Genomic DNA, 22,574 nt, shown 5'->3' with positions numbered 1-22,574 from the left:
GGGGGGGGGGGGGGGGGGGGGCGCGCGGGGCGGGGGGGGGGGGGTGTTTGGGGGGGGGGGGGGGCCCCCCCCCCCCCGGGGGGGGCCCCCCCCCGGCGGGGGGCCCCCCCCCCTTGGGGTCCTGCTGGGCCCGTACGCCGTCCCGAGGGGGCGTCAGCGGGCCGTGGGCGCCGCGGCCGGAAGCCACGGCTCCGTACGCCGTTCCACGGCGTACGACGGCAAGGTCACTTGCCCTTCGCGGCTTCCTTGAGCTTGGAGCCCGCGGAGACCTTCACGCTGTAGCCGGCCGGGATCTGGATGGGGTCGCCGGTCTGCGGGTTGCGCGCGGTGCGAGCGGCACGGTGGGTGCGCTCGAAGGTCAGGAAGCCAGGGATGGTGACCTTCTCGTCGCCCTTGGCAACGACCTCGCCGACGGTCTCGGCGAACGCGGCCAGCACGGCGTCGGCGTCCTTGCGGGTCACCTCGGCGCGGTCGGCCAGCGCGGCCACCAGCTCACTGCGGTTCATGTTGTTACTCCCGTGTTCTTCTTGCCGTTGAGGCGTGCCACGCGGCGGAGCCGCATGATGGGCACAGCGAAGTCGATGCTGCCAGGGTCCTCGGTGAGTCCCCGGACCCGGGTCCTTCGTCAGACCCTCGCGCCCGAAGACGCATCCTGCCCCCACCTGCGGCGGGAAAGCCAATCCGGCACCCGCAGGAGTCGCGAGAACACCCTTGGGAGTCACACGGAAAGCGCCACCGCCCCGGCATGGTGACGTTCGGTCCACTCCGGGCAACGCTTCGCAGGGCCTTGGGGGGCAAGAGCCTGCCCGCCACCCTAGGGGGCGCCCGGGACCGAGACCCTGAACGACGCGCCGCGCCTACGCACCGTGGCAATGGTCACAGCCCGCACACCGCCCCCGGGCGGCCGTACGGCCGCCCGACGGGCCCGGGGAACCGTCGGACTGACGGTCCGGCAGCTCCCCCGGATCCCTCGAAGGGCGGTGGCTACGCGCCCGTCGCCGACTCGCCCGCCGCCTTCACCGCGTCCCGCACCGCCCCGGCCACGGCGCCCGCGACCTTGTCGTTGAAGACGCTCGGGATGATGTAGTTCGGGTTCAGCTCGTCCTCGGTGACCACGTCCGCGAGGGCGGTGGCGGCGGCCAGCATCATGTCCGTGGTGACCGTGCGGGACTGGGCGTCCAGCAGGCCGCGGAAGACACCCGGGAACACCAGGACGTTGTTGATCTGGTTCGGGAAGTCGGAGCGGCCGGTGGCCACAACTGCCGCCGTCTGGCGGGCGATTGCGGGCTCGACCTCGGGGTCGGGATTCGCGAGCGCGAACACGATCGCGCCCTCGGCCATGGCCGCCACGTCCGTGCCGTCGAGGACGTTCGGCGCGGAGACGCCGATGAAGACGTCGGCGCCGTGCACGGCCTCCTTGAGGGTGCCGGTCAGGCCCTCGTGGTTGGTGTTGTCGGCGATCCAGCGCAGCGGGGAGTCCGGGGCGGCGTCCACCAGGTCCTCGCGGCCCGCGTGCACCACACCGTGGATGTCCGCGACGACGGCGCTCTTCACACCCGCCGCGAGCAGCAGCTTGAGGATGGCGGTACCGGCGGCTCCGGCGCCCGACATCACCACGCGGACGTTCTCGACGGCCTTGCCGACCACACGCAGCGCGTTGGTCAGCGCGGCGAGCACCACGATCGCGGTGCCGTGCTGGTCGTCGTGGAAGACCGGGATGTCGAGGGCCTCGCGCAGCCGGGCCTCGATCTCGAAGCAGCGGGGGGCGGAGATGTCCTCCAGGTTGATGCCCGCGAAGCCGGGGGCGATCGCCTTGACGATCTCCACGATCGCGTCGGTGTCCTGGGTGTCCAGGCAGATCGGCCAGGCGTCGATCCCGGCGAACCGCTTGAAGAGGGCCGCCTTGCCCTCCATGACGGGCAGCGCGGCCTTGGGGCCGATGTTGCCGAGGCCCAGCACGGCGGAGCCGTCCGTCACGACCGCAACCGAGTTGCGCTTGATGGTGAGGCGGCGGGCGTCCTCGGGGTTCTCCGCGATCGCCATGCACACGCGGGCGACGCCCGGGGTGTAGATCATGGAGAGGTCGTCACGGTTGCGGATGGGGTGCTTCGACGCCATCTCGATCTTGCCGCCGAGGTGCATCAGGAACGTACGGTCGGAGACCTTGCCCAGGTTGACGCCCTCGATGCCGCGCAGCTGCTGGACGATCTCCTCGGCGTGGGAGGTCGAGCTGGCGGCGATGGTGACGTCGATACGGAGCTTCTCGTGACCGGAGGCCGTGACGTCGAGGCCGGTGACCGAGCCTCCGGAGGACTCCACGGCGGTGGTGAGCTGCGAGACGGCGGTTCCGCTCGCGGGCACCTCCAGCCGGATCGTCATCGAGTAGGAGACGCTGGGCGCCGTTGCCATGGCCGACTTCCTCTGCTTTCACCGTGTGGCTGAGTTGTGCCGTCCGATCGTCGCACCTACCCCCGAGTACGTGGTAGTCGCCATGGATTACGAACGTTTTGTTCCGCCTGTACAGGCAACTTCGGAAAAGCTTTTCCACGATACGAGAAGTTCCGGAGCAAGAGAAGAGGCCCACGTCACACGGTGACGTGGGCCTCTTCTGTCGTTCAATGACACCGACCCGCCATGCTCGCCTCGCGGCAAGTGGTCGCTCGCGGCGACTAAGGTTGGGCCCGGGGGCTTGGATCGGGCCGGTGCCACACCCAGGCTAACAAACAGAAGCCGTAAGGCCATTCCCGGAGCGAGAGTTCATCTTCCGTACGGGTCCCGCACCGCCCCGGACGGCTCAGCGCGGGTTCCCGGGCGCCCCCGGACGGCTCAGTCGCGGAGCAGGTCGGGCACCCCGGCGGCGTCCGGCTCGTCCCGCTCGCCCGAGACCACCGTCAGCTGCTGGGTCGCCCGGGTGAGCGCCACGTACAGCACCCGCAGGCCCGCCGGGCTCTCATCGGCGATCTCCGCGGGCGAGACCACCACCGTCGCGTCGTACTCCAGACCCTTGGCCTCCAGGCTGCCCAGCGCCACCACCCGGTCGCCGAGACCCTCCAGCCAGCGGGCCGCCTCCTCCCGCCGGTTCATGGCGACGACCACCCCGACCGTGCCCTCGACCAGGCCGAGCAGCCGTGCCGCCTCGTCGCGCACGGTCCCCGCCAGACCGTCCCGGACGGCGGCGAAGCGCGGCTCGACGCCCGTGGAGCGCACCGCGGCCGGGGAGGTGGAGCCCGGCATGGCCAGCGCGAGCACCTTGGCCGCCAGCTCGGCGATCTCCGCCGGGTTGCGGTAGTTGACGGTGAGCGTGAAGCGGCGGCGGGGCCGGGTGCCGAGGGCCTCCTCCCGGGCCTCCGCGGCCTCGTCCGGGTCGGACCAGGAGGACTGGGCCGGATCGCCGACCACGGTCCAGGTGGCGTGCCGGCCGCGCCGCCCCACCATCCGCCACTGCATCGGGGTGAGGTCCTGCGCCTCGTCGACGATCACATGCGCGTACTCGGTGCGCTCCTGGGCGAGCCGCTCCGCGCGCTCGCGCTGCGTCTCCTCGCGCACCGGCATCAGCTCTTCGAGGCCGGTCAGCTGGTCCAGCGGGTCCAGCTCGCGCTTCTTCCTGGGCCGGGCCGGGAGACCGAGGACGGCCTGGAGTTCGTCCAGCATCGCCACATCGTGCACGGACAGCCCGTCCCGTCTCAGGGAGCGCGCGACCCGGCGCACCTCGCCGGGGTTGAGGATGCGCCGGGCCCAGCGCCCGAGCCGCTTCTCGTCGGCCATCGCCCGCAGCACGGCCTGCGGGGTCAGTTCGGGCCACCAGGCGTCCAGGAACTCCAGGAAGGAGTCCTCGAGGGAGACGTCCTCGTCGAAGGAGGAGCGCAGTTCGGCGGCCAGCTCGGGGTCGGCGTGCCGGTTCCCGGCGCCGGAGCGCGCGTACAGCGCGTCCAGCAGCAGCTTGCGGGCGCGCGGGCGCAGCAGGTTCACCGGGGCGGTGCCGCTGAGCGCGGTGTGCCGGATGCGCTCCAGTTCCTCGCCCTGGAGTTCGAGGCGGCGGCCGAAGGCCACGACCCGCAGCCGGGTGGGCGCGCCGCTCAGCTCCAGGGCCCCGCGGGCCGCCTTCCTGAGCACCTTGAGCATGCGGTACGAGCCCTTGGCGCGGGCCGTGGACGGGGAGTCGTACAGGGTGGCCTCGGCGCCGTCGACCAGCGAGCCGATCGCCCGGATGGCGACCTGGCCCTCCTCGCCGAGCGAGGGCAGCACGCCCTCGGTGTAGGCGACCAGCAGCGGGGTGGGCGAGACGATCAGGATGCCGCCCGCGTATCTGCGCCGGTCCTGGTAGAGCAGATACGCCGCCCGGTGCAGGGCGACGGCCGTCTTGCCGGTGCCGGGACCGCCCTCGACGTACGTCACCGAGGAGGCGGGGGCGCGGATGACGAGGTCCTGCTCGGCCTGGATGGAGGACACGATGTCCCGCATGCTGTGGGTGCGGGCCTGGCCGAGTGCGGCCATCAGGGCGCCGTCGCCGATCACGGGCAGTTCCCGGCCGTCGAGCGACGCCGTCAGCTCGGGGCGCATCAGGTCGTCCTCGACACCGAGCACCCGGCGCCCCTTGGAACGGATGACCCGGCGGCGGACCACCCGGCCGGGGTCGACCGGGGTGGAGCGGTAGAAGGGTGCGGCGGCCGGCGCCCGCCAGTCGATGACCAGGGGCGCGTACTCCTCGTCGAGGACGCCGATGCGGCCGATGTGCAGGGTCTCGGCGATGTCGGCGGTGTTGTCGGGCCGCACCGCGCCCTCCGCGGGCTCCACGGCCGTGTACGCGCCGTCCGGGCCCTTCTTGCCGTCCTTGCCGAGCAGCAGGTCGATCCGGCCGAAGAGGAAGTCCTCGAACTCGTTGTTGAGCCGGTTGAGGTGGATGCCCGCCCGGAAGACCTGGGCGTCCCGCTCGGCCAGCGCGCCGGGCGTGCCGACATGGCCGCGCCGGGCCGCGTCGGCCATCAGGAACTCCGCCTCGTGGATCTTCTCCTCGAGGCGCCGGTACACCCGGTCCAGGTGTTCCTGTTCGGCGCTGATCTCCCGGTCGCGGAGCGAGTCCTGCGCGGACCTGCCGACCGGACCGCGCACCGTTTCCTGTTGAACCTGAGCGGCCACCGGGCCCCCTTCTGACGTGCTGCGCAGCCGTCCACCGTACGCGAAGGAGGCCCGTACAGGCTATGGACCTGCCACGGGCCCCGCGCGCACGTCGGCCCGCGGCGTGCTCTGCTCGCCGCGGGGGTGCTCGGGCGGATGCGCCGAACGCTTACGCGTTCACCTCCACCAGCCGCTTTCCGTCGAAGGTCATGACCTCGAAGTGGTCGATCTGGTTGGGGGTGAAGGCGGCGCCGCCGTGCACGTAGAGCGGGTTCTTCGCCTTCTCGCTCTTGGCGTCCGGCATGCCGTAGCCCCAGGTCGGGACGGACCAGGAGGTGACCGTCTCGCGCTCGCCGTTCTTTCCGACCGCGATCAGGGAGCACTTGAGCGGCCCCTTGACGTTCTTCAGCTGGAGGACGGCGTGGGTGCCCCAGTCCCTGGGCTCCACCGCGACCACGGCGTTGACCTTGGTGGTCGGGTCGGTCGCCGCGTGCTTGTCCTTCATGACCTGGAAGGCCTGCTGGGCGGGGCCCATGGCCATCGGGTCCTGGGCCATGGAGCTGTCGCTGCCGCCGCCGTTCACCGCCATCACGGTGAGCGGGCCGCCGATGATCAGCGCGGCCGCGGCCGCCACCAGGTAGAAGCCGCGGCGGCGCTTGTGGGCGCGGCGCTCGGAGACCTCGTCGACCAGCCGCTCCACCAGCCGTGGGCTGGGCTTCGCGGACAGGGACTCCCCGATGACGGGGCTGCCCTGACTGCCGGGCAGGTCCGCGAGGGCGGCCAGCATGGGTTCCATGCCCGCGAGGTCGTCCAGTTGCTGGGCGCACCAGTCGCAGGTGGCGAGATGGGCCTCGAAGGCCGTCGCCTCGGCGTCGTCCAGGATCCCGAGGGCGTAGGCGCCGACGGTCTCGTGGATGTCACCCGGTCCCTCGGGTCCTTGGGGACCTCTTACGGCTCCGGGGCCACCAGGGCCGAACCCCCCGTACAGATTGCTCATGCCGTCACCCCCCGCTCCTCCAGTGCCAGCTTCATGGACCGCAGGGCGTAGAACACCCTGGAGCGCACCGTTCCGCTGGGGATGCCGAGCGTTTCGGCCGCCTCATTGACCGTACGCCCTTTGAAGTACGTTTCGACCAGGACCTCCCTGTGTGCCGGGGTCAGGTCGTCCAGCGCGTCCGACAGTGTCATCAGCCACAACGCCTTGTCGATCTCGTCCTCCGCGGGGATGACCTCCAGCGGCGACGGGTCGACCTCCTGCGGCCGGGCCTGCCGGCTGCGGTGGCCGTCGATGACGATGCGCCGGGCGACCGTCACCAGCCAGGGGCGTACCGAACCGGTCGCTCGATTGAGCTGACCGGCGTTCTTCCAGGCACGGATGAGCGTCTCCTGCACGACGTCCTCGGCGCGCTGCCGGTCGCCCGCGACCAGGCGCAGCACATAGGCGAGCAGGGGTCCCGCGTGTTCCCGGTACAGGGCGCGCATCAGCTCCTCGTCCGGCTCGGTCGAGGATGCCGCCGGGGACGAGGTCATGCGATGTCGGGCCCTTGGCCTTCGTTCATCAGCCACGGCGGAATCCTTGCGCACGCCTACCTCCGGTGTCCGGGGGTTCCCCCAGTCGGTCGCTCGCATCCGGGTACGCAGACGGGGGCCGTCGTGTTCAAAGCGACAGCAGAATTTTCTGGGAAGAGGTGTGGGCAGCCCCGTTTTTGGGCACCCATTCCTGCCTCAACGGGACATACGGTCGACCGCCGGAGAGACCCAGGTCACAGCACCATCAGGGCTTCACTTCCGGAATCCCACTCCCCCACTCTGTGAAAATCCCGCTTGACCCCGGTGGAGAAAGTGTCGAGGCTCGCGAATTCAACCATCACTTTCAGCCACCGTTGCCATGACTCGCCCGTTTTCCGCGAGTTCCGCGAATCCCCCCATTTACCGCTTACCTCCGGAGTCCGTGTTCACAGGAGAGATTCCGGCCCACTTGGGGCGGGTGAGGGGCCCGCTTGGGCCGGATGAAGGCCCCGCTCGGGCCGGACGAAGGCCCCGCTCGGGCCGAGTGAGGAACCCTCCGGGACTGGGCGAGGCTCCACTTGGACCTGGACGAAGGCCCCGTCTGGGCCGGATGAAGGCCTGGCTAGGTGCGGGCGAGGGCCGCGCGGCGGCGGTGGCGGGCGACGCGCTCGCGGTTGCCGCAGGTCTCGCTGGAGCACCAGCGGCGGCGACGGCCGCGGGAGGTGTCCAGGTAGACGAGGGGGCAGTTGTCGCCCGCGCACTGCCGCAGGCCCGCCCGCGCCCCGGGGTCGGTCAGCAGCTCGATCGCCTCCCGGGCCACCAGGGCGAGCAACTCCTCGGGCCCGGGCGCCGTCCGCAGCCGCCGCACCAGCACTCCGTCGTCCGCGCGGACCGCGCACGGCACCGGCGGCGCCTGCCGGGCCACCGCGTTCACCCGCGCCAGCGCCCCTTCCGCGGGCCGCCCGTCCAGTTCGGCGCACACCAACACCCCGAGGTGGAGGCGGAGTTCGCGGAAGCCCGTCAGCCACCGGACGTCCACCGCCGTGAGCGGGGTGCCCGCGGGCACCAGACCGGCACCGGTGACCCAGTCCCGCAATCGCTCCACCGAGTCGAGGCGTTCCTCGGGATGCGTCGTCGCCAGCAGATCCAGACAGATTCGCCCGGAGTCGAACCGCAGCTCGCAGGGGGCCGTTGCCGTGGCCACCGCCATATGCCTGTCACCGCCTTGGAGTTGCCGCCGTGAGCGACGGCCGGTGAGGTCCGCCGGGGGCGCGTCCGCGCGGGGGCGCCCGGGGCTCGCACCCTCGTTCGTACCCTCCACAGTGCCCGCCCTCACCTGCTCCGGGAAGGCTCCGCGGCGAAGCGGGTCAGCTCCGGTCGAGCGGTCCGGCGGCCGGGTCGCTCCGGACGGCGGCACCCTGGAGGGCCGTGATGTCCTGGATCACGCAGATCACCAGCACGCCCGCGGCGGCGAACAGCACGCCCGAGAGCGCCGCCAGGGCCGGGCCCCAGGCAGCCCGGGACACCACGGCGAGCACGGCGAGCACGACGCGCGCGACCCACGCCGCCCACCAGGCGTTCACCAGGCCACGCCGGTCCGCCTTCCCGCTCGCGGCGGCGCTCGCCCGCCGCACCTCCAGCAGAAGCTGCCGCGGCACCCACAGGTTGACCACCGGAATGAGCCAGGCCAGCACCGCCCAGCCGGCGGACCCGGCGACGGAGCCGGTAGAGAGCAGCAGCGCGGTGCGCCGGGCCCGGCTGAACCAGATCAGAAAGAGCACGGCCGCCGCCGTCATCGCATACACCAGCACCATGGAGGCGAGCCCCGACGCGCTCACCGAGGCGTCCGTGGACCCGGGGTGGCGGTCCCTCTGGCCCACCACCCCCTGGACGACCCCGGCGACGGTCGCCACGGCGATCGCGCCCTGTGCGAACCGGGCGAGGAGCCAAGGGGGTTGGACGGCAGGAGCGGGAGTGGGAGCGGGGGCCGGGTCGCGGGAGGCGGCATCGGCAGAGTTGGTCATGGCCATGACCGGATCTTATGGGCACGAGAGGGAGAAGCGGGACGGATTTCCGCTCCGGCGTGCGGGGCCGTTCCGGCACGCGGGTCCGTTCCGTCCGCGGCACGGACTTCCGCTCCGGCACGCGGGCCCGTGCCATCCGCGGGACGGACTTCCGCTCCGGCACACGGGTCTGTTCCGTCCGCGCGGCCCGGAGTCCGCCGTCGGCCCGCAGTCCGCCGCCGGGCCGAGGGCCGGACGGCAACCGCACCCGATCACCCTCCGGATCGGTCGAGCGTGGTGGCGTCCCCCCTCAGGGTCCGGCCGCGCGCATGACCTCCGCGTCGGCCGCCGGGATCCAGGCTCCGGGTGGCCGCCGCAGCCATCCCCCGGCGGCAGCGGTCTCGGTCGCGGCGCGTCGCAGTGCGTCGATCCCCGGGTGGGCCGCGCCCCTGCGCCACACCAGCGAGACCGGGGACAGCGGCACCGGGTCGACCAGCGGCCGCAGGACCGTACGCGGCATGGGCGGGAAGTCCGTCACCGCCAGGACCGGGTGCCCCTTCTTCGCCATGATCCGCTGGAACTCCTCCGCTCCGACGGCCAGCGGGGCCGGGGGCGCGATGCCGATGCCCCGGTTCTCGAACAGCGCGCGGGCGAGGTCGGTCCACTCCGGGGTCCGGGGGTTGCCCGCGCCCGCGTACACGGTCTCGCCCGCCAGGTCGGACAGCCGCACCTCGGTCAGCGGCGCCAGGCGGTGGCCCTCGGGCAGGACGATCGCCATCGGCTCGTACCGCACGGGCTGCTGCTCCAGCCGGGCCTGCACCACCGGGTCGAGCCCGGCGAACCGGCCGAACGACACATCGAGCCGCCCGGCGAGGATCTCCACGGCGGCCCCGGTCAGACCGCTCTCGTAGCGCGCCATCAACTCGGCGTCCGGGAGCAGTTCACGGGCGCGGTCGAGGATCCGGCAGCCGAGGAGGCCCGGGCTGTTGACGTCCACCAGCAGCGGGCGGTCCGGGTCGCCGTCTCGCCCGAACGCGGCGAGCAGCGCGCTCTGCGCCTCCAGCACCCGGCGCGCGTACGGCAGCAGACGCGCGCCCTCCGGGGTCAGGGACACCTGCCGGGTGGTGCGCACGAACAACTCGGCGCCCAACTCCCGCTCCAGCCGCCGGACATCACGGCTGAGCGCCTGCTGGGCGACGTAGAGGCGGGTCGCGGCACGGCTGAAGTGCAGTTCCTCGGCGACGGCGAGGAAGGCACGGAGCAGCCGGGGGTCGACGGTGGCGGCGGGCACCCGCAGAACCTACAACCGGGGTGCGTCAATCGCCACGGAGTAAGTGTTGGACCGCAGGTCAGGGGGCGGGCGACGGTGGCCGTATGCCGCACCCCGCCCCGGGCACCACCGTGTCCCGCAATCCGTACCGCCGTCTCTTCGCCGTACCCGGAGCCCGCGCCTTCACCGCCGGGAACCTCGTCGCGCGCCTGCCCATCGGCATGTTCAGCGTGAGCGCGGTCATCATGATCGCGGGCGCCCGGGGCTCGTACGCCCTCGCCGGTGCTGTCACCGCCACCGGGCTCGCGGCGACAGCCGTGGCGGGCCCCTGGGTCGCACGGCTGATCGACCGGTACGGACAGGCGCGGGTCGCCGTGCCCGCCACCGTGTTCGCCGTCCTCGGCGGGGTGTCCCTGCTGCTCTGTGTGCACTACGACGCCCCCGGCTGGACCCTCTTCGCCGCCTACGCCGCCACCGCCACCACCCCCAACATCGGCGGTCTGTCCCGGGCCCGCTGGGCCCATCTCCTGCACGACGACCCGGACGCCCTGCACATCGCGAACTCCTTCGAACAGGCGGCGGACGAGCTGTGCTACCTGCTGGGCCCGGTGCTCGCCGCCTTCCTCTGCGGCTCCCTCTTTCCGGAGGCGGGCACGCTCGTCGGGGGGATCCTGCTGCTGACGGGGATGCTGCTGTTCACGGCCCAGCGCGCGACGGAACCCCCACCGGGCGGCGGCGACCGCGCCTCGGCCCCGTTCCGGGCGCCCGGTATGCCCCCGCTGCTGCTCGGACTGCTCGCCACGGGGGCGGTGTTCGGCTCGATGGAGGTCGTCACCATCGCGTTCGCGGACGCGCAGGGACACCGGTCCGCCGCGGGCGCCGTCTTGGCATTGCAGGCGGCCGGCTCGTGCGCCGCCGGACTGCTCTACGGCGCGCTGAAGCCGGGCGGGCCGCCCGGGCGCCGCCATCTGTGGTGCCTGGCCGCCATGACGGCCCTGATGACGCTGCCCCTCCTCGCGGCCCGCACCACCGGCTCGCTGGCCGCGCTGGCCCCCGCCCTGCTGCTGGCGGGCATGGCCACGGCTCCCACGATGGTCACCGCGATGTCCCTGATCCAGCAGCGCACCCCCGAGGGCCGTCTGAACGAGGGCATGACCCTCGCGGTAACGGCCCTCCTGGGCGGCGTCGCCTGCGGCTCCGCAACGGGCGGCTGGGCAGCGGACCACTTGTCCCCCACAACAGGCTTCGCCCTACCGCCCACAGCAGCGGCACTGGCCCTGCTGACCGCCGCGGGCAACCGCCGCGCTCACTGGACCAGTTCGAGGTGCGGATGATCCAGGGACACCGGACAGACATGGAGTTGCAGATCGTAGCCCCGGGCGAGGATGAGCCGGGTGTAGTTCGCCGGGGGAACACCGGGGGGAAGCGGGTCACGGGCCTGGTCTCCCTCGGGGGCCCAGCTGTTGCTGCCGCGGTTCCATTCGGTCGTGGCCATGGTCAGCAGCGGGTCCATCCCGGTGCCGCAGGCGGAGCAGACCCGGGGCATGGGGTCGGTGAGGCCCCAGCGGGTCCAGCCACCGGCCTTCCAGCCGGGAGAGACGGACAGGCTGTCCTTGTAGAACTCCTGCGGCGCCACGGCGTAGGCGCTGTCCACCGCTGCTCCGGCCGGCTGCCACCTGCTCCAGTCCGCCAGCTCCGCCTGCGACTCCTTGCTCAGTTCCAGGAAGTTCGGGTACTCGGTGACCTCCTCCGGTGAGAACAGGCACGGCTCGGGCACGTAGTCGGCGAACTGGACCGCGGGCGGCTCGGGCGGTGCGCCGAGGACATCGGTGACCGCGGCGGCGGACCGCCAGAACAGCGCGGTCCTGGGATGGTCCGGGTGGTCGAAGGGGCACCACAGCACCTGGAGCAGGTCGGCGTCGGCATGCCCGGGCGGGCGCAGCGAGGGGATGTCACGCGTGTACAGCTGGGCCACGGGCAGCATGGCGACCGGGCCCTCGGGCCAGGGGCGGCCGGCATTGATCCGCTCAATGACCGCCCGCTCCTCGGGCGTGTAAGGGGACGTGTAGGGATCGCCCTGCGGCCGGTTCGCTGCGGCCGCGTGGATGCGCCGCTGCACCCGTACGTCCTCCGCTGAAGTGGGCTCGTTCACCCCGTCCCACTCGTGCGGCCCGTCGCAGTACGGCCACGGCTCGTCGGCGGGCCACAGCAGCGGGCCGCCGACCGAGCTGTCCTGCGGCGACGGAGAACCGGAGCGGGGATGCAGCCGGGTCGCCATGCGCGCCATCGGGGCCAGTTGAGGGAAGAGCGCGGCGACGTCGAGCGGCCGCGGCGGGGTGATACGACTCATTGTGGCTCCCGAGAGCGCGATGCGACTGAGGTCATTTTTCCGAGATTGTGCGGCCCGCTGCTTCCCCGGGCATTGATGATGTGGACGTCGGGGAACGGTGGCTTGGGGGCCCGCATCGGGTACGGGGAGAAGCGCCGAACGGCGTACTCCTCGGGAAGTCGTCCCGGAGAGAACGCCGTTCGTAGGTCTGGGAATCGCTCACTGGTCCTGTTCGACCAGGTATCTGATGTTGTCCACGACGAATTCACCGTACTGGAGGGCCGAACCGATGGCCTCCAGCCTCGCGTACTGGTCCGAGGTCAGCGAGGCGCCCGGGGTGCAGCCGATCGCCCTCAGGAGCACCCGGAACGCCACGTCAGGGGTGCAGCGGCGCGCGCAGTCGGTCAGTGCCGTCCGCACCTGGGCATCCAGGAACCGCGCTCCCTCGATCTCGGCGACGACCGCGTCGAGACAGGCCGTTCCGTCCTCCGTGTCCGCCCCCTTGAGCGGGCGCACATCGGCCCGTGTGGCCAGGCGGGCATCACACAGGTCGACCACCGTCCGCGTCCACTCCGCTCCTCCCCCGATCCGCTCCGGGCCGGGCAGGTAGTCCGTCCCGGCGTCCCACAGCACCTCCAGCGTTTCCGAGGAGAGATTGCCGAGAACCTGCGCGTCCCGGCGCACCGCCACAGCCGACTCGTCGATCCACTCCGCGAGGTGATGCGCAACGATGTCGGCGGCCGTGTCCCCGTAGTGGGTCGCGTCCTGATGGAAGAAACCCATCACCCATGACACACCGAAGTCGAAATCCGTGAACCGCGGCATTCCGCCTCCCCTCCCTCACTGCTGCTGGCGGGCATGGCCACGGCTCCCACGATGGTCACCGCGATGTCCCTGATCCAGCAGCGCACCCCCGAGGGCCGTCTGAACGAGGGCATGACCCTCGCGGTAACGGCCCTCCTGGGCGGCATCGCCTGCGGCCCCGCAACGGGCGGCTGGGCAGCGGACCACCTGTCCCCCACAACAGGCTTCGCCCTACCGCCCACAGCAGCGGCACTCGCCCTACTGATTGCTGCGGGCCACAGGTCGCTGCTGGCGAAGACAGCGGCGTCCGGACTCGAACCATGACTGTGGGTCGCTCACATCAGCCGTCGGCCACCAGGTGCTTCACCTCGGACACGACATACGGCCCGTAGTGCATGGCCGAGCCGAGCCTCTCCAGTCTCGCGTACTGGTCCGGAGACAGCGGCATGTCACATCCCTTCACGCTTCCGGGGATCGCCCTCAGCAGGAGCCGGAAGGCCAGGTCGGGAGTGCAGCGGCAGACACACTCCTCCAACGCGTGCCGGACACCGTCCGGCAGGAATCGGGCCTGTCCGACCTCACCGAGGACGGCGTCCGCCACCTTTGCCCCGTCTTCCGTGTCCGCGCCGCTGAGCGGGCGAATGTTTCCCTTACGGGACAGCCGTTCGTCGCACAGTCCGGCGATCGTCCCCATCCACTCGTCACCCGACGTGAAACCCCGCTCCGGATCTTGGAATCTGCCGTCGGGATACGTCCCCGCCTGCCACAGGTTTTCGATCGTGCCGGGGGTGAGACGCTCCAGAAGGAGTCGGGCGTCACGACGAAGACACAGGACCTCTTCAGGATCCTGTTCCGCTCCCAGGTGATATCGGACTGCTTCAGCACCGGTCTCTCCGTTGTGCGTCCAGTCGTAGTGGAACATGGACATCAGCCACGAAATCCCGAAATCCGACTCGGTGAAACGCTGCATGATTGGCACCTCCTCTACGGCAACGGGAACGCCGTGTATACGGCATGAGTCACCCAGCCAAGGGAGTTCCACACCCCGAAAGCCCCTTCCCATACCTTCTCCTGCGATGTCCACGGAAGGCACGACAAAGGCCCCACCGCTCGGGAGCGGCAGGGCCTTGGTCACATGGGGTGGTGGAGATGGCGGGAATCGAACCCGCGTCCAACGGTGCAGAATCAGGGCTTCTCCGTGTGCAGTCCGCTTCGATTTTCTCAGCCCCGGAGATCACGCGGACAAGTCTCCGACGGGCTCAGTCACTGTTTGGTTTCCCTCTTCACCCCGTGACCGGGATCAAGGTTTAGTCCCCTAGCTGATGCCAGGATCCGGGTCGGGAACAGCCCCGGGCTGACACTTCGCAAGTCGCTACTTAGGCAGCGAGGGCGAAGGAATCGCGCTTGGTGTTGGCGATTATTGTTTTCGGCCTGTGGTTTACGAGATCATGGCCGCTTCCTCGACACGCTTCCCCTGCTTCGACAGCCGCTGTCGAAACCGATCATCCCCATGTTGATTTTTCAATGCTCACACCGTCTTGCGGTGCAAGCAGCATCGTACGTGACCAACGCAGGTCGATGCCACTGTATTCCCGGCGGTCACCCCGTGGGGGTACCCGGTTCAAGGGTGCCGGGGCTCCGGGGCGGGCCCGGGCGGGAGGCTCAGGCCCGCTGCCGGCGGCGTGCCGCGGCCACCGCGCGGTCGGTCTCGCGGCGGTCCTGCTTCTCGCGGAGCGTCTGCCGCTTGTCGTACTCCTTCTTGCCCCGCGCCAGAGCGATCTCGATCTTGGCCCGGCCGTCCTTGAAGTACAGGGCCAGGGGCACGATCGTGTGACCCGTCTCCTGGGACTTCGACGCCAGCTTGTCGATCTCTGCGCGGTGCAGCAGCAGCTTCCGCTTGCGGCGGGCGCTGTGGTTGGTCCAGGTGCCCTGGGTGTACTCCGGCACATGCACGTTGTGCAGCCAGGCCTCGTCCGCGTCGAGCTGCACAAAGCCGTCGACCAGCGAGGCCCGCCCCTGGCGCAGCGACTTGACCTCGGTCCCGGTCAGGACGAGACCGGCCTCGTAGGTGTCGAGGATGTGGTAGTCGTGCCGCGCCTTCTTGTTCTGCGCGATCAGCTTGCGCCCTTTTTCCTTAGCCATAGTGCCGACCATTTTCGCACTACAGGGGGGTGTCGGGGGAAGCCGATTACGGAGGGTGCGGTCGTTCGGTCACGGAGCGTGCCGCAAGCCGGTCACGGGGGCGGTGCCGTCAGGGTGTCCGGCCCAGGCCGCCGAGGACCGTCCTCGCCCGGTCCAGCGCCCGGTCCCCGGCCTCCAGGTCCGGGGTGATGCCCCGGCCGTCGACGGTGTGGCCCGCGGGGGTGCGGTAGTGCCCGACGGTCAGCTCCGCCACGGAGCCGTCCGGCAGGCGGCTCGGCATCTGGATCGAGCCCTTGCCGAAGGTGCGGGTGCCCACCACGACCGCCCGGCCGCGGTCCTGGAGCGCCCCGGTGAGCAGCTCGGCGGCGCTCATGGTGCCGCCGTCGACGAGCGCGACCAGGGGCCGGGCGGTGTCGCCGCCCGGGGCGGCGTGCAGGGCGCGCTGGTCGCCGTTGACGTCGTAGGTCGCCACCAGGCCCCCGTCGAGGAAGGCGGAGGCGGCGGTGACGGCCTCGGTGACCAGGCCGCCGGAGTTCCCGCGCAGGTCGAGGATGATCCCGGCGCCCGCCGGGGCACGCTCGACCGCGTTCCGTACGGTGTCGCCCGAGCCCTTGGTGAAGGCGGCGATCCTGATCAGGGTGGCGCCGCCGGGCAGCCGCCGCACGGTCACCGAGTCGGTGGACAGCCGGGCCCGCCGCAGTTGCTCGGTCCAGGTGTGCGTGCCGCGCTGGAGGCCGAGCCGGACGCGGGTCCCGGCGGCCGCGTCGTCGCCGCCGCCCGAGTCGCCGCGGAGCAGGGAGACCACCTCGGTGACGGGCCTGCCGTCCACACTGCTGCCGTCGATGCTGCGCAGCCGGTCGCCGCCGCGGATCCCGGCGGCGGCCGCGGGCGAGCCCGGCCGCACCCCGGTCACCTCGATCCGGCCGTCGCGCTCGCGCCGGGCGGACAGGCCGACACCGGTGTACCGGCCGTCGAGGGCCTCCTGGAACTCCTGGTACTCGCCCTGGGAGTAGACGGCGCTCCAGCGGTCCCCGCTGCGGCTGACGGCGCGCTCGGCCGCCTCCATGGGCGACTTCCCGTCGGCCATGGCGCGGGCGGCCGCCTCGGTGACGGCGTCGCCGTACGCCGCCGGGGCCGGGGCTCCGGTGCCGTGGGCCCGGCGGGCACCGCCCTGGCCGAAGGAGCCCGTCGCGGCGCCCGCGATGAGAACACTGGCGAAGACCAACGTCAGAGCCGCCCCGTGGCGCACGCGGCGGGGCTGACAGAACAGGTCACGGCCGGACATGCGGGTGAGTCTAGGACAACGCACAGGGCCGTACGGACGGTTGCCCGTACGGCCCTCTTGGTGTGCGTCACACCTTCAGGTACTTGCGCAACGCGAAGAACGCGGCCAGCGCCGGCATCAGCAGGCTGGTGGCGAGTATCAGCGGGAGCTTGGTCAGCACGGCGTCCCAGCCGATGAAGTTGATGAGGTTCAGCTTGTGGGACAGATCCAGGCCGTGGTCGATGATGAAGTACCGGGCGACCAGCAGGAATCCGCACGCCAGGGTGCCACCGATGACTCCGGCGACCGCGGCCTCCATGATGAACGGCGCCTGGATGTAGAAGCCGGAGGCGCCGACCAGGCGCATGATCCCGGTCTCGCGGCGGCGGCTGAACGCGGAGACGCGCACGGTGTTGACGATCAGCATCAGCGCGACCACCAGCATCATCGCCATCACCGCGCGAGCCGCCCAGTTCATGCCGTTCAGCAGGCCGAAGAGGTTGTCCAGGATGCCCTTCTGGTCCTGCACCGACTGCACACCGTCACGGCCGTTGAAGGCGCTCGCGATGACCTGGTACTGCTCCGGGTTCTTCAGCTTGATGCGGTACGACTCCTGCATCTGGTCCGGGGTCAGCGAACTGGCCAGCGGGGAGTCGCCGAACTGCTCCTTGTAGTGCTTGTAGGCGTCGTCCTGGGACTCGTAGGTCACCTTCTGGACGACGGACGTCATCTTGTCGAGATCGCCGAGGATCTGCTTCTTCTGCTCCTCGGTGACCGCGCCCTTGGAGCAGTTGGGGTCGGACTCCGCATCGCTCTTGTTGCACAGGAAGATCGAGACGTTGACCTTGTCGTACCAGTAGCCCTTCATCTGGTTGACCTGGTCGCTCATCAGCAGTGAACCGCCGAAGAGGGCGAGGGAGAGGGCCACCGAGACGATCACCGCGAAGGTCATCGTCAGGTTGCGGCGGAGACCGACACCGATCTCCGACAGAACGAACTGGGCGCGCATGGCGTCTGCTCAAGCCTTTCCGTGGAACTCAGTGCTGGTAGCCGTAGACGCCGCGCGCCTGGTCGCGGACGAGACGGCCCTTCTCCAGCTCGATGACGCGCTTGCGCATCTGGTCCACGATGTTCTGGTCGTGGGTCGCCATCACCACGGTGGTGCCCGTCCGGTTGATCCGGTCGAGCAGCTTCATGATGCCGACGGAGGTCTGCGGGTCGAGGTTGCCGGTGGGCTCGTCCGCGATCAGCAGCTTGGGCCGGTTGACGAAGGCCCGCGCGATGGCGACGCGCTGCTGCTCACCGCCGGACAGCTCGCCGGGCATCCGGTCCTCCTTGCCGCCGAGCCCGACGAGGTCGAGCACCTGGGGCACGGACTTGCGGATCTCGCCGCGCGACTTGCCGATCACCTCCTGCGCGAAGGCCACGTTCTCGGCGACCGTCTTGTTCGGCAGCAGGCGGAAGTCCTGGAACACCGTCCCCAGCTGGCGGCGCATCTGCGGCACCTTCCAGTTGGAGAGGCGTGCGAGGTCCTTGCCCAGCACATGCACCTGCCCGGTGCTGCACCGCTCCTCGCGGAGGATCAGCCGCAGAAAGGTGGACTTTCCGGAGCCGGAGGACCCCACGAGGAACACGAACTCGCCCTTCTCCACCTCCAGGGAGACATCCCGGAGGGCAGGGCGGTTCTGTTTGGGGTAGACCTTGGACACGTTGTCGAATCGGATCACGGATGCACCACGGGCCGTTGGAGTAGGTGAGCGTGACCATACGCGAAGCGGGTGTGCAAGCGCAGTCGCCGGGAGGGGTTGCACGAGAGTTGCACGTTTTGTCCCCGCGTCCGAGGGTGCCCGCCGCCGGATGCGCGCGCTGCCGACCCCGCGCAGCGGCTCGCGGAACCTGGCACAGTGGTGTGGGGAACGGTCGCGTTCCCGTAGGCGTTGTGCATGTGGAAGCGGCACAAGGAGGGCGAGGCGCATGACGTACGACCGATTGGTGTGCGCTAACTGTGCGGCGCCCGTCAATGAGGGCCGCTGCCCCGTCTGCCGCGCGAGCCGGGAGCGGCTCCAGCAGGAGAGCCCCTGGGCGGGCCTCAGCCCCGCGGCGCTGATCGCGCTGCTGGCCGTGCTGATCGCGGCCGTGGCGCTGCTGGCGCACCAGACGGCATAGCGCACGGCGGTACGGCCGCCGCCGCGAGCCAGGACGTACGGCGTACGGGAAGGGCCCGGGGCGATGGCCCCGGGCCCTTCTCACGCGTTTCTTGCCCTGCCAGGCCTTCTCACCGTGCTCCTGCCTCCCCGGGGGGCGGGTGGGGCAGGCGGACGCCTGTCACTGCCGGGCGGGCGGGCCTACGGGCCCGCGGGTCAGGCGGCAGCCTGGCCGCGGCCCTCCATGAGGCGCGGCAGCACCCGGAAGCCGATGCCACCGGCGATCATGGTGGCGGCGCCGACCAGCAGGAACGCGGTCTGACCCGCACCCGTCTCGGCCAGCTGCTTGCCGCCGCCCTGGGCGGTGGCGTTCGAGGCGTCCGAACCGGTGTCGGTCAGGCCCGAGGAACCCTTGCCCTGCTGGACCGGGCCGTTGCCGCCGTCCGGGTTGGTGTCGTTGCCGCCACCGCCGCCGCCCTGGCTGCCGCCGCCGCTGTCGGACGGCTCGTCCGTCGGCTCGGTCGGGTTGTCCGTGGGCTGCGTCGGCTCATCGGTCGGGCCGGTGGGCGTCACCGGGTCCGTCGGCGTGCTCGGCTCGTCCGTCGGTGTCACCGGGTCCGTCGGCGTGCTCGGCTCGTCCGTCGGCGTCACCGGGTCCGTCGGCGTGCTCGGCTCGTCCGTCGGGATCCCGGTGTCGCTGGGCGACGGAAGGGTCGGGTCGTCGGGCCCGCCGGTGACGGAGATGCCGACGTTCACGTCGAGCGCCGAGGCTGCGCCCGCGGCGGTCAGCGACGCACCCGCGGCGATCACGACGCCTGCGGCTATCCGCGCCACGCGGATCCGCGTCTTCTTGGTCATCTGGCTGCTACCCCCAGTAGCTGATCGTCATTGGAGCAGCGCACGGGGCCACGGCGTGGGGGGCGAATGCGCTGAGCCCCCCGGTTCACATGCGCCCCTTGGATACGCATGCCGAGCCTCACCTTCCCGATTTTTCAATGCAACGTCAAGGTCGTTGCGTACGCGATGTCCGGTAAGGCGTCTTTTGCGAGAGAGGTTGGGCTGTAAGTGTGATGCAAAACCCAGACATTGGGGAACGGAAAAGGCAACTGCCCCTGATCCCGGGGCAGTTGCCTTGTCGATAAAACGTTGTTTCGGGGGGTGGTGCCGCAGATGCCGCGGAGGCGGGCGGTACTACTTCTCCTGCTGCTTGCGCCAGCGAATTCCGGCCTCGATGAACCCGTCGATCTCACCGTTGAACACGGCCTCGGGGTTGCCGATTTCGAAGTTGGTCCGCAGGTCCTTGACCATCTGGTACGGGTGCAGGACGTAGGAACGCATCTGGTTGCCCCAGGAGTTTCCGCCGTCGCTCTTGAGGGCGTCCATCTTGGCCTGCTCCTCCTGCCGACGGCGTTCGAGCAGCTTGGCCTGGAGGACGTTCATCGCGGAGGCGCGGTTCTGGATCTGCGAGCGCTCGTTCTGGCAGGTGACCACGATGCCGGTGGGCAGGTGGGTGATGCGCACGGCGGAGTCGGTGGTGTTGACGCCCTGGCCGCCGGGGCCGGAGGAGCGGAACACGTCCACCCGCAGATCGGACTCGTCGATCTCGACATGGTCGGACTGCTCGACCACCGGCAGGATCTCGACACCGGCGAAGGAGGTCTGGCGCCGCCCCTGGTTGTCGAAGGGGGAGATCCGGACCAGGCGGTGGGTGCCCTGCTCGACGGAGAGGGTGCCGTAGGCGTACGGGGCCTGGACGGCGAGGGTGGTGGACTTGATCCCCGCCTCTTCCGCGTACGACGTCTCGTAGATCTCCGTCTTGTATCCGTGCCGCTCCGCCCAGCGCAGATACATGCGCTGGAGCCGCTCGGCGAAGTCGGCGGCGTCGACGCCGCCGGCCTCGGCCCGGATGTTGACGAGCGCCTCGCGGGCGTCGTACTCACCGCTGAGGAGCGTCCGGACCTCCATCTCGTCCAGCGCCTTGCGGACGTCGGTGAGCTCACCCTCGGCCTCGGCCCGGGCGTCCGGGTCGTCCTCGGCCTCGGCCAGCTCGAAGAGCACCCCGAGGTCGTCGATGCGGCCGCGCAGGCTCTCGGCCTTGCGCACCTCGGCCTGGAGGTGGGAGAGCTTGCTGGTGATCTTCTGCGCCTCGTCCGGGTTGTCCCAGAGGGACGGCTCGGCCGCCTGCTCCTCGAGCACGGCGATGTCTGCCCTCATCCTGTCGAGGTCCAGAACGGCCTCGATCGACTCCATGGTCGAGGAGAGGGACTTGAGCTCTTCGGATACATCGACGACTGCCACGCATCCAGCGTAACGGCTCCACCGGCGAGCCAGTGCCCGTCAACCACCGGTTTCCGGGGAGACGCGCCCCGGGAGCGCGCCCGCCGCAAGCCCGGTCACCCAGCGCCGCCCCCTGGTCACGCAGGGCACCGGCACCGCCCCGGAAAGGCGGAATCCCCGGTTACGGAGACGCCGGGGCCGAGTTCCGGGTGTCCGAGGGGCCCGACGCGTCGTCCCCCGAGGTGGCCAGCCAGGCGCCCACCCCGACCGCCGCCAGGAGTGCCGCCGTGGCCGCGCCGAGCGCGATCCGGCGGCGGCGGGCCTGCGCGCGGTGGCGGGCCGAGCCCGGGCGGGGGGCGCCCGGGGTCCGGGGCGCGCGGGCCGTGCCGCGGGCGCCGCCCGCCAGCTCGTCCGGGGCGGGCACCCGCATCGACGTATGGGTGTCCCGGCTGGAGTCCGGCTTGGCCCCGGGCACCAGCGGCACCGCCCCGCGCCGCACCCGGGCTGCCGCGGGCTCCCCGGGCTCGGCCGTTTCGAGGGGCTCCTCCGCCGCCTCGGTGTCCGGCTCGTCGACGTCCAGCGGCGGCATTCCGGCCAGCAGCGGCAGCTGCTCCCGCAGCCGGGCCGCCAGCTCCGAGGCGCGCAGCCGGGACGCGGGGGCCTTGGCCAGGCACTGGACGATCAGCTGCCACAGCTCCTCGGGGATGCCGGGGAGCGGGACCACGGTCTCGGTGACATGGCGGCGCAGCACCGCTCCGGGGTGACCGCCGCCGAAGGGGGTGAAGCCCGCCAGCAGCTCGTAGAGGAGCGTGGCCAGCGCGTAGATGTCCACCGCGGCCCGCGGGGGCAGCCCCTCCACGATCTCCGGTGCCAGATAGTCCGGGGTTCCGATGATCTTGGTCGCCTTGGTGCGGCGCGGCGAGTCGATCAGCTTGGCCACGCCGAAGTCGGTCAGCAGCGCCGGGTGCGCGCCGCCCGGCCCCAGCGGACCCTGCATGTCCAGCAGCACGTTCTCCGGCTTGACGTCCCGGTGCACGATGCCCGCCGCGTGCGCCGCCGCCAGACCGTCCGCCACGTCCGCGGCGATCGCCACCGCCGCCTCGGGCGCGAGGCGGCGCTCCCGCTCCAGCCGGGTGCGCAGATCGGTGCCCCGGACCAGGTCCATGACCAGCGCCAGATCGGTGCCGTCGACCACCATGTCCCGTACGGAGACCACATGCGGATGGTCCAGCCCCAGCAGCGCCGTGCGCTCCTGGACGAAGCGGCCCACCAGCTCCTGGTCGGAGGCGAGGTCCTCCCGCAGAAGCTTGATGGCGACGGGGCCCTCCGGACCCTCACCCAGCCACACCGTGCCGGCGCTCCCCCGTCCCAGGATCTGGTTCGCGGTGTACCGGCTGCCGATCTTCCGTGCCAAGACTGCTCCTACTGGGACGCCTGTTGCCGACGCTGCGCCGTGCGGGGTCCTGGCGGCGCGTGAGCGGCCGGCGCCGCGGGCGCGTCCGGCCCCCGATCGACAAAACTACGCGTCCGGAGGGGCAACCTTCACCGCCGAGGCGGAAATCACCCCCCGGATGTCGACAAATCCCCAAACTCGCGGCCCGGCCAGGGTCTTTCGTTGGGATCGGGCCGGATCAGGGAGCGGGGTCTGGTGCCGTGCACCGCAAGGCGGAGGAGGGCGTCATGGCGGAGCCATGGCAACCGACGACAACGCCGCGAG

At 71.2% G+C, this 22,574-nt stretch carries 20 protein-coding genes, 1 other RNA gene and 1 pseudogene; 3 read left to right on the top strand and 19 right to left on the bottom strand.

Features of this window, described 5'->3' with window-relative positions; all coding sequences use genetic code 11:
• Positions 1-224: 224 nt before the first annotated feature.
• From ACIHAA_RS30515 to ACIHAA_RS30480, 8 genes are all read right to left on the bottom strand, one after another.
• Positions 225-506 (bottom strand): HU family DNA-binding protein, encoded by a 282-nt coding sequence (locus ACIHAA_RS30515; RefSeq protein WP_007498188.1) that lies wholly within the window; start codon positions 504-506, stop codon positions 225-227.
• A 478-nt stretch (positions 507-984) separates the two neighbouring features.
• On the bottom strand, positions 985-2,409 hold the full coding sequence (locus tag ACIHAA_RS30510; RefSeq protein WP_399822832.1) for an NAD-dependent malic enzyme: 1,425 nt from the start codon (positions 2,407-2,409) through the stop codon (positions 985-987).
• Between the two features lie 417 nt (positions 2,410-2,826).
• A complete protein-coding gene (locus ACIHAA_RS30505; protein WP_399822830.1) occupies positions 2,827-5,136 on the bottom strand; it encodes a HelD family protein in 2,310 nt (769 codons plus the stop codon).
• Between the two features lie 148 nt (positions 5,137-5,284).
• Complete coding sequence (locus tag ACIHAA_RS30500) at positions 5,285-6,112, bottom strand: anti-sigma factor family protein (RefSeq protein ID WP_399822828.1); 828 nt, start codon at positions 6,110-6,112, stop codon at positions 5,285-5,287.
• Entirely contained in the window at positions 6,109-6,645 is a 537-nt protein-coding gene (locus ACIHAA_RS30495) for a sigma-70 family RNA polymerase sigma factor (RefSeq protein ID WP_399822826.1), read from the bottom strand. The genes ACIHAA_RS30500 and ACIHAA_RS30495 overlap by 4 nt, the downstream gene beginning before the upstream one ends.
• Before the next feature lie 601 nt (positions 6,646-7,246).
• Complete coding sequence (locus ACIHAA_RS30490) at positions 7,247-7,834, bottom strand: CGNR zinc finger domain-containing protein (RefSeq protein ID WP_399822824.1); 588 nt, start codon at positions 7,832-7,834, stop codon at positions 7,247-7,249.
• A 157-nt stretch (positions 7,835-7,991) separates the two neighbouring features.
• A complete protein-coding gene (locus ACIHAA_RS30485; protein WP_399822822.1) occupies positions 7,992-8,654 on the bottom strand; it encodes a DUF4328 domain-containing protein in 663 nt (220 codons plus the stop codon).
• Between the two features lie 283 nt (positions 8,655-8,937).
• Positions 8,938-9,918, bottom strand: a complete 981-nt coding sequence (locus ACIHAA_RS30480) for a LysR family transcriptional regulator (RefSeq protein ID WP_399822821.1) — start codon at positions 9,916-9,918, stop codon at positions 8,938-8,940.
• Between the two features lie 83 nt (positions 9,919-10,001).
• On the opposite strand from ACIHAA_RS30480, the gene ACIHAA_RS30475 reads away from it, so the two are divergent.
• On the top strand, positions 10,002-11,231 hold the full coding sequence (locus ACIHAA_RS30475) for an MFS transporter (RefSeq protein WP_399822819.1): 1,230 nt from the start codon (positions 10,002-10,004) through the stop codon (positions 11,229-11,231).
• Here ACIHAA_RS30475 and ACIHAA_RS30470 read toward each other — a convergent pair.
• Together ACIHAA_RS30470 and ACIHAA_RS30465 are read right to left on the bottom strand one after the other, a co-directional pair.
• Positions 11,204-12,247, bottom strand: a complete 1,044-nt coding sequence (locus tag ACIHAA_RS30470; RefSeq protein WP_399822817.1) for a hypothetical protein — start codon at positions 12,245-12,247, stop codon at positions 11,204-11,206. The genes ACIHAA_RS30475 and ACIHAA_RS30470 overlap by 28 nt on opposite strands.
• Before the next feature lie 198 nt (positions 12,248-12,445).
• A complete protein-coding gene (locus ACIHAA_RS30465) occupies positions 12,446-13,051 on the bottom strand; it encodes a hypothetical protein (protein ID WP_399822815.1) in 606 nt (201 codons plus the stop codon).
• Positions 13,052-13,066: 15 nt separating this feature from the next.
• Here ACIHAA_RS30465 and ACIHAA_RS30460 point away from each other — a divergent pair.
• A pseudogene (locus ACIHAA_RS30460) lies at positions 13,067-13,354 on the top strand (MFS transporter); the annotation flags it as partial.
• 16 nt (positions 13,355-13,370) lie between these two features.
• On the opposite strand, the gene ACIHAA_RS30455 reads toward ACIHAA_RS30460, so the two are convergent.
• From ACIHAA_RS30455 to ftsE, 6 genes are all read right to left on the bottom strand, one after another.
• On the bottom strand, positions 13,371-14,000 hold the full coding sequence (locus ACIHAA_RS30455) for a hypothetical protein (RefSeq protein ID WP_399822813.1): 630 nt from the start codon (positions 13,998-14,000) through the stop codon (positions 13,371-13,373).
• Between the two features lie 171 nt (positions 14,001-14,171).
• Positions 14,172-14,540: a transfer-messenger RNA gene (gene ssrA / locus ACIHAA_RS30450) on the bottom strand.
• 152 nt (positions 14,541-14,692) lie between these two features.
• Positions 14,693-15,172 carry an SsrA-binding protein SmpB gene (gene smpB, locus ACIHAA_RS30445; protein ID WP_399822811.1) on the bottom strand — a complete coding sequence of 160 codons (480 nt, stop codon included), beginning with the start codon at positions 15,170-15,172 and terminating at the stop codon, positions 14,693-14,695.
• A gap of 109 nt (positions 15,173-15,281) precedes the next feature.
• A complete protein-coding gene (locus ACIHAA_RS30440) occupies positions 15,282-16,457 on the bottom strand; it encodes a S41 family peptidase (protein ID WP_399822809.1) in 1,176 nt (391 codons plus the stop codon).
• A 67-nt stretch (positions 16,458-16,524) separates the two neighbouring features.
• Positions 16,525-17,445, bottom strand: coding sequence for a permease-like cell division protein FtsX (ftsX, locus tag ACIHAA_RS30435; RefSeq protein WP_399822807.1), 921 nt, complete (start codon positions 17,443-17,445; stop codon positions 16,525-16,527).
• A gap of 28 nt (positions 17,446-17,473) precedes the next feature.
• Positions 17,474-18,163 carry a cell division ATP-binding protein FtsE gene (gene ftsE, locus ACIHAA_RS30430; protein ID WP_359396975.1) on the bottom strand — a complete coding sequence of 230 codons (690 nt, stop codon included), beginning with the start codon at positions 18,161-18,163 and terminating at the stop codon, positions 17,474-17,476.
• 247 nt (positions 18,164-18,410) lie between these two features.
• On the opposite strand from ftsE, the gene ACIHAA_RS30425 reads away from it, so the two are divergent.
• Complete coding sequence (locus tag ACIHAA_RS30425; protein ID WP_399822804.1) at positions 18,411-18,602, top strand: hypothetical protein; 192 nt, start codon at positions 18,411-18,413, stop codon at positions 18,600-18,602.
• A gap of 194 nt (positions 18,603-18,796) precedes the next feature.
• Here ACIHAA_RS30425 and ACIHAA_RS30420 read toward each other — a convergent pair whose 3' ends face one another.
• The 3 genes from ACIHAA_RS30420 to ACIHAA_RS30410 all read right to left on the bottom strand — a co-directional run bounded on the left by ACIHAA_RS30420 (position 18,797) and on the right by ACIHAA_RS30410 (position 22,271).
• Entirely contained in the window at positions 18,797-19,438 is a 642-nt protein-coding gene (locus ACIHAA_RS30420) for a hypothetical protein (protein ID WP_399822802.1), read from the bottom strand.
• Positions 19,439-19,771: 333 nt separating this feature from the next.
• Entirely contained in the window at positions 19,772-20,878 is a 1,107-nt protein-coding gene (prfB, locus tag ACIHAA_RS30415; RefSeq protein WP_399822800.1) for a peptide chain release factor 2, read from the bottom strand.
• A gap of 160 nt (positions 20,879-21,038) precedes the next feature.
• Positions 21,039-22,271, bottom strand: coding sequence for a serine/threonine-protein kinase (locus ACIHAA_RS30410; RefSeq protein WP_399822798.1), 1,233 nt, complete (start codon positions 22,269-22,271; stop codon positions 21,039-21,041).
• Positions 22,272-22,574: the final 303 nt, after the last annotated feature.

Origin of the sequence: Streptomyces sp. NPDC052040 (assembly GCF_044548405.1) — a bacterium.
Taxonomy (GTDB): Bacteria; Actinomycetota; Actinomycetes; order Streptomycetales; family Streptomycetaceae; genus Streptomyces.
This window is presented reverse-complemented; position numbering and strand designations above follow the sequence as displayed.

What these genes read in the sequence shown, in the direction of transcription:
- ACIHAA_RS30515 (WP_007498188.1), bottom strand. Translation starts at nt 506, where the DNA reads ATGAACCGCAGTGAGCTGGTGGCCGCGCTGGCCGACCGCGCCGAGGTG.
- ACIHAA_RS30510 (WP_399822832.1), bottom strand. Translation starts at nt 2,409, where the DNA reads ATGGCAACGGCGCCCAGCGTCTCCTACTCGATGACGATCCGGCTGGAG.
- ACIHAA_RS30500 (WP_399822828.1), bottom strand. Translation starts at nt 6,112, where the DNA reads ATGAGCAATCTGTACGGGGGGTTCGGCCCTGGTGGCCCCGGAGCCGTA.
- ACIHAA_RS30495 (WP_399822826.1), bottom strand. Translation starts at nt 6,645, where the DNA reads ATGACCTCGTCCCCGGCGGCATCCTCGACCGAGCCGGACGAGGAGCTG.
- ACIHAA_RS30490 (WP_399822824.1), bottom strand. Translation starts at nt 7,834, where the DNA reads ATGGCGGTGGCCACGGCAACGGCCCCCTGCGAGCTGCGGTTCGACTCC.
- ACIHAA_RS30485 (WP_399822822.1), bottom strand. Translation starts at nt 8,654, where the DNA reads ATGGCCATGACCAACTCTGCCGATGCCGCCTCCCGCGACCCGGCCCCC.
- ACIHAA_RS30475 (WP_399822819.1), top strand. Translation starts at nt 10,002, where the DNA reads ATGCCGCACCCCGCCCCGGGCACCACCGTGTCCCGCAATCCGTACCGC.
- ACIHAA_RS30470 (WP_399822817.1), bottom strand. Translation starts at nt 12,247, where the DNA reads ATGAGTCGTATCACCCCGCCGCGGCCGCTCGACGTCGCCGCGCTCTTC.
- ACIHAA_RS30465 (WP_399822815.1), bottom strand. Translation starts at nt 13,051, where the DNA reads ATGCCGCGGTTCACGGATTTCGACTTCGGTGTGTCATGGGTGATGGGT.
- ACIHAA_RS30455 (WP_399822813.1), bottom strand. Translation starts at nt 14,000, where the DNA reads ATGCAGCGTTTCACCGAGTCGGATTTCGGGATTTCGTGGCTGATGTCC.
- smpB (WP_399822811.1), bottom strand. Translation starts at nt 15,172, where the DNA reads ATGGCTAAGGAAAAAGGGCGCAAGCTGATCGCGCAGAACAAGAAGGCG.
- ACIHAA_RS30440 (WP_399822809.1), bottom strand. Translation starts at nt 16,457, where the DNA reads ATGTCCGGCCGTGACCTGTTCTGTCAGCCCCGCCGCGTGCGCCACGGG.
- ftsX (WP_399822807.1), bottom strand. Translation starts at nt 17,445, where the DNA reads ATGCGCGCCCAGTTCGTTCTGTCGGAGATCGGTGTCGGTCTCCGCCGC.
- ACIHAA_RS30425 (WP_399822804.1), top strand. Translation starts at nt 18,411, where the DNA reads ATGACGTACGACCGATTGGTGTGCGCTAACTGTGCGGCGCCCGTCAAT.
- ACIHAA_RS30420 (WP_399822802.1), bottom strand. Translation starts at nt 19,438, where the DNA reads ATGACCAAGAAGACGCGGATCCGCGTGGCGCGGATAGCCGCAGGCGTC.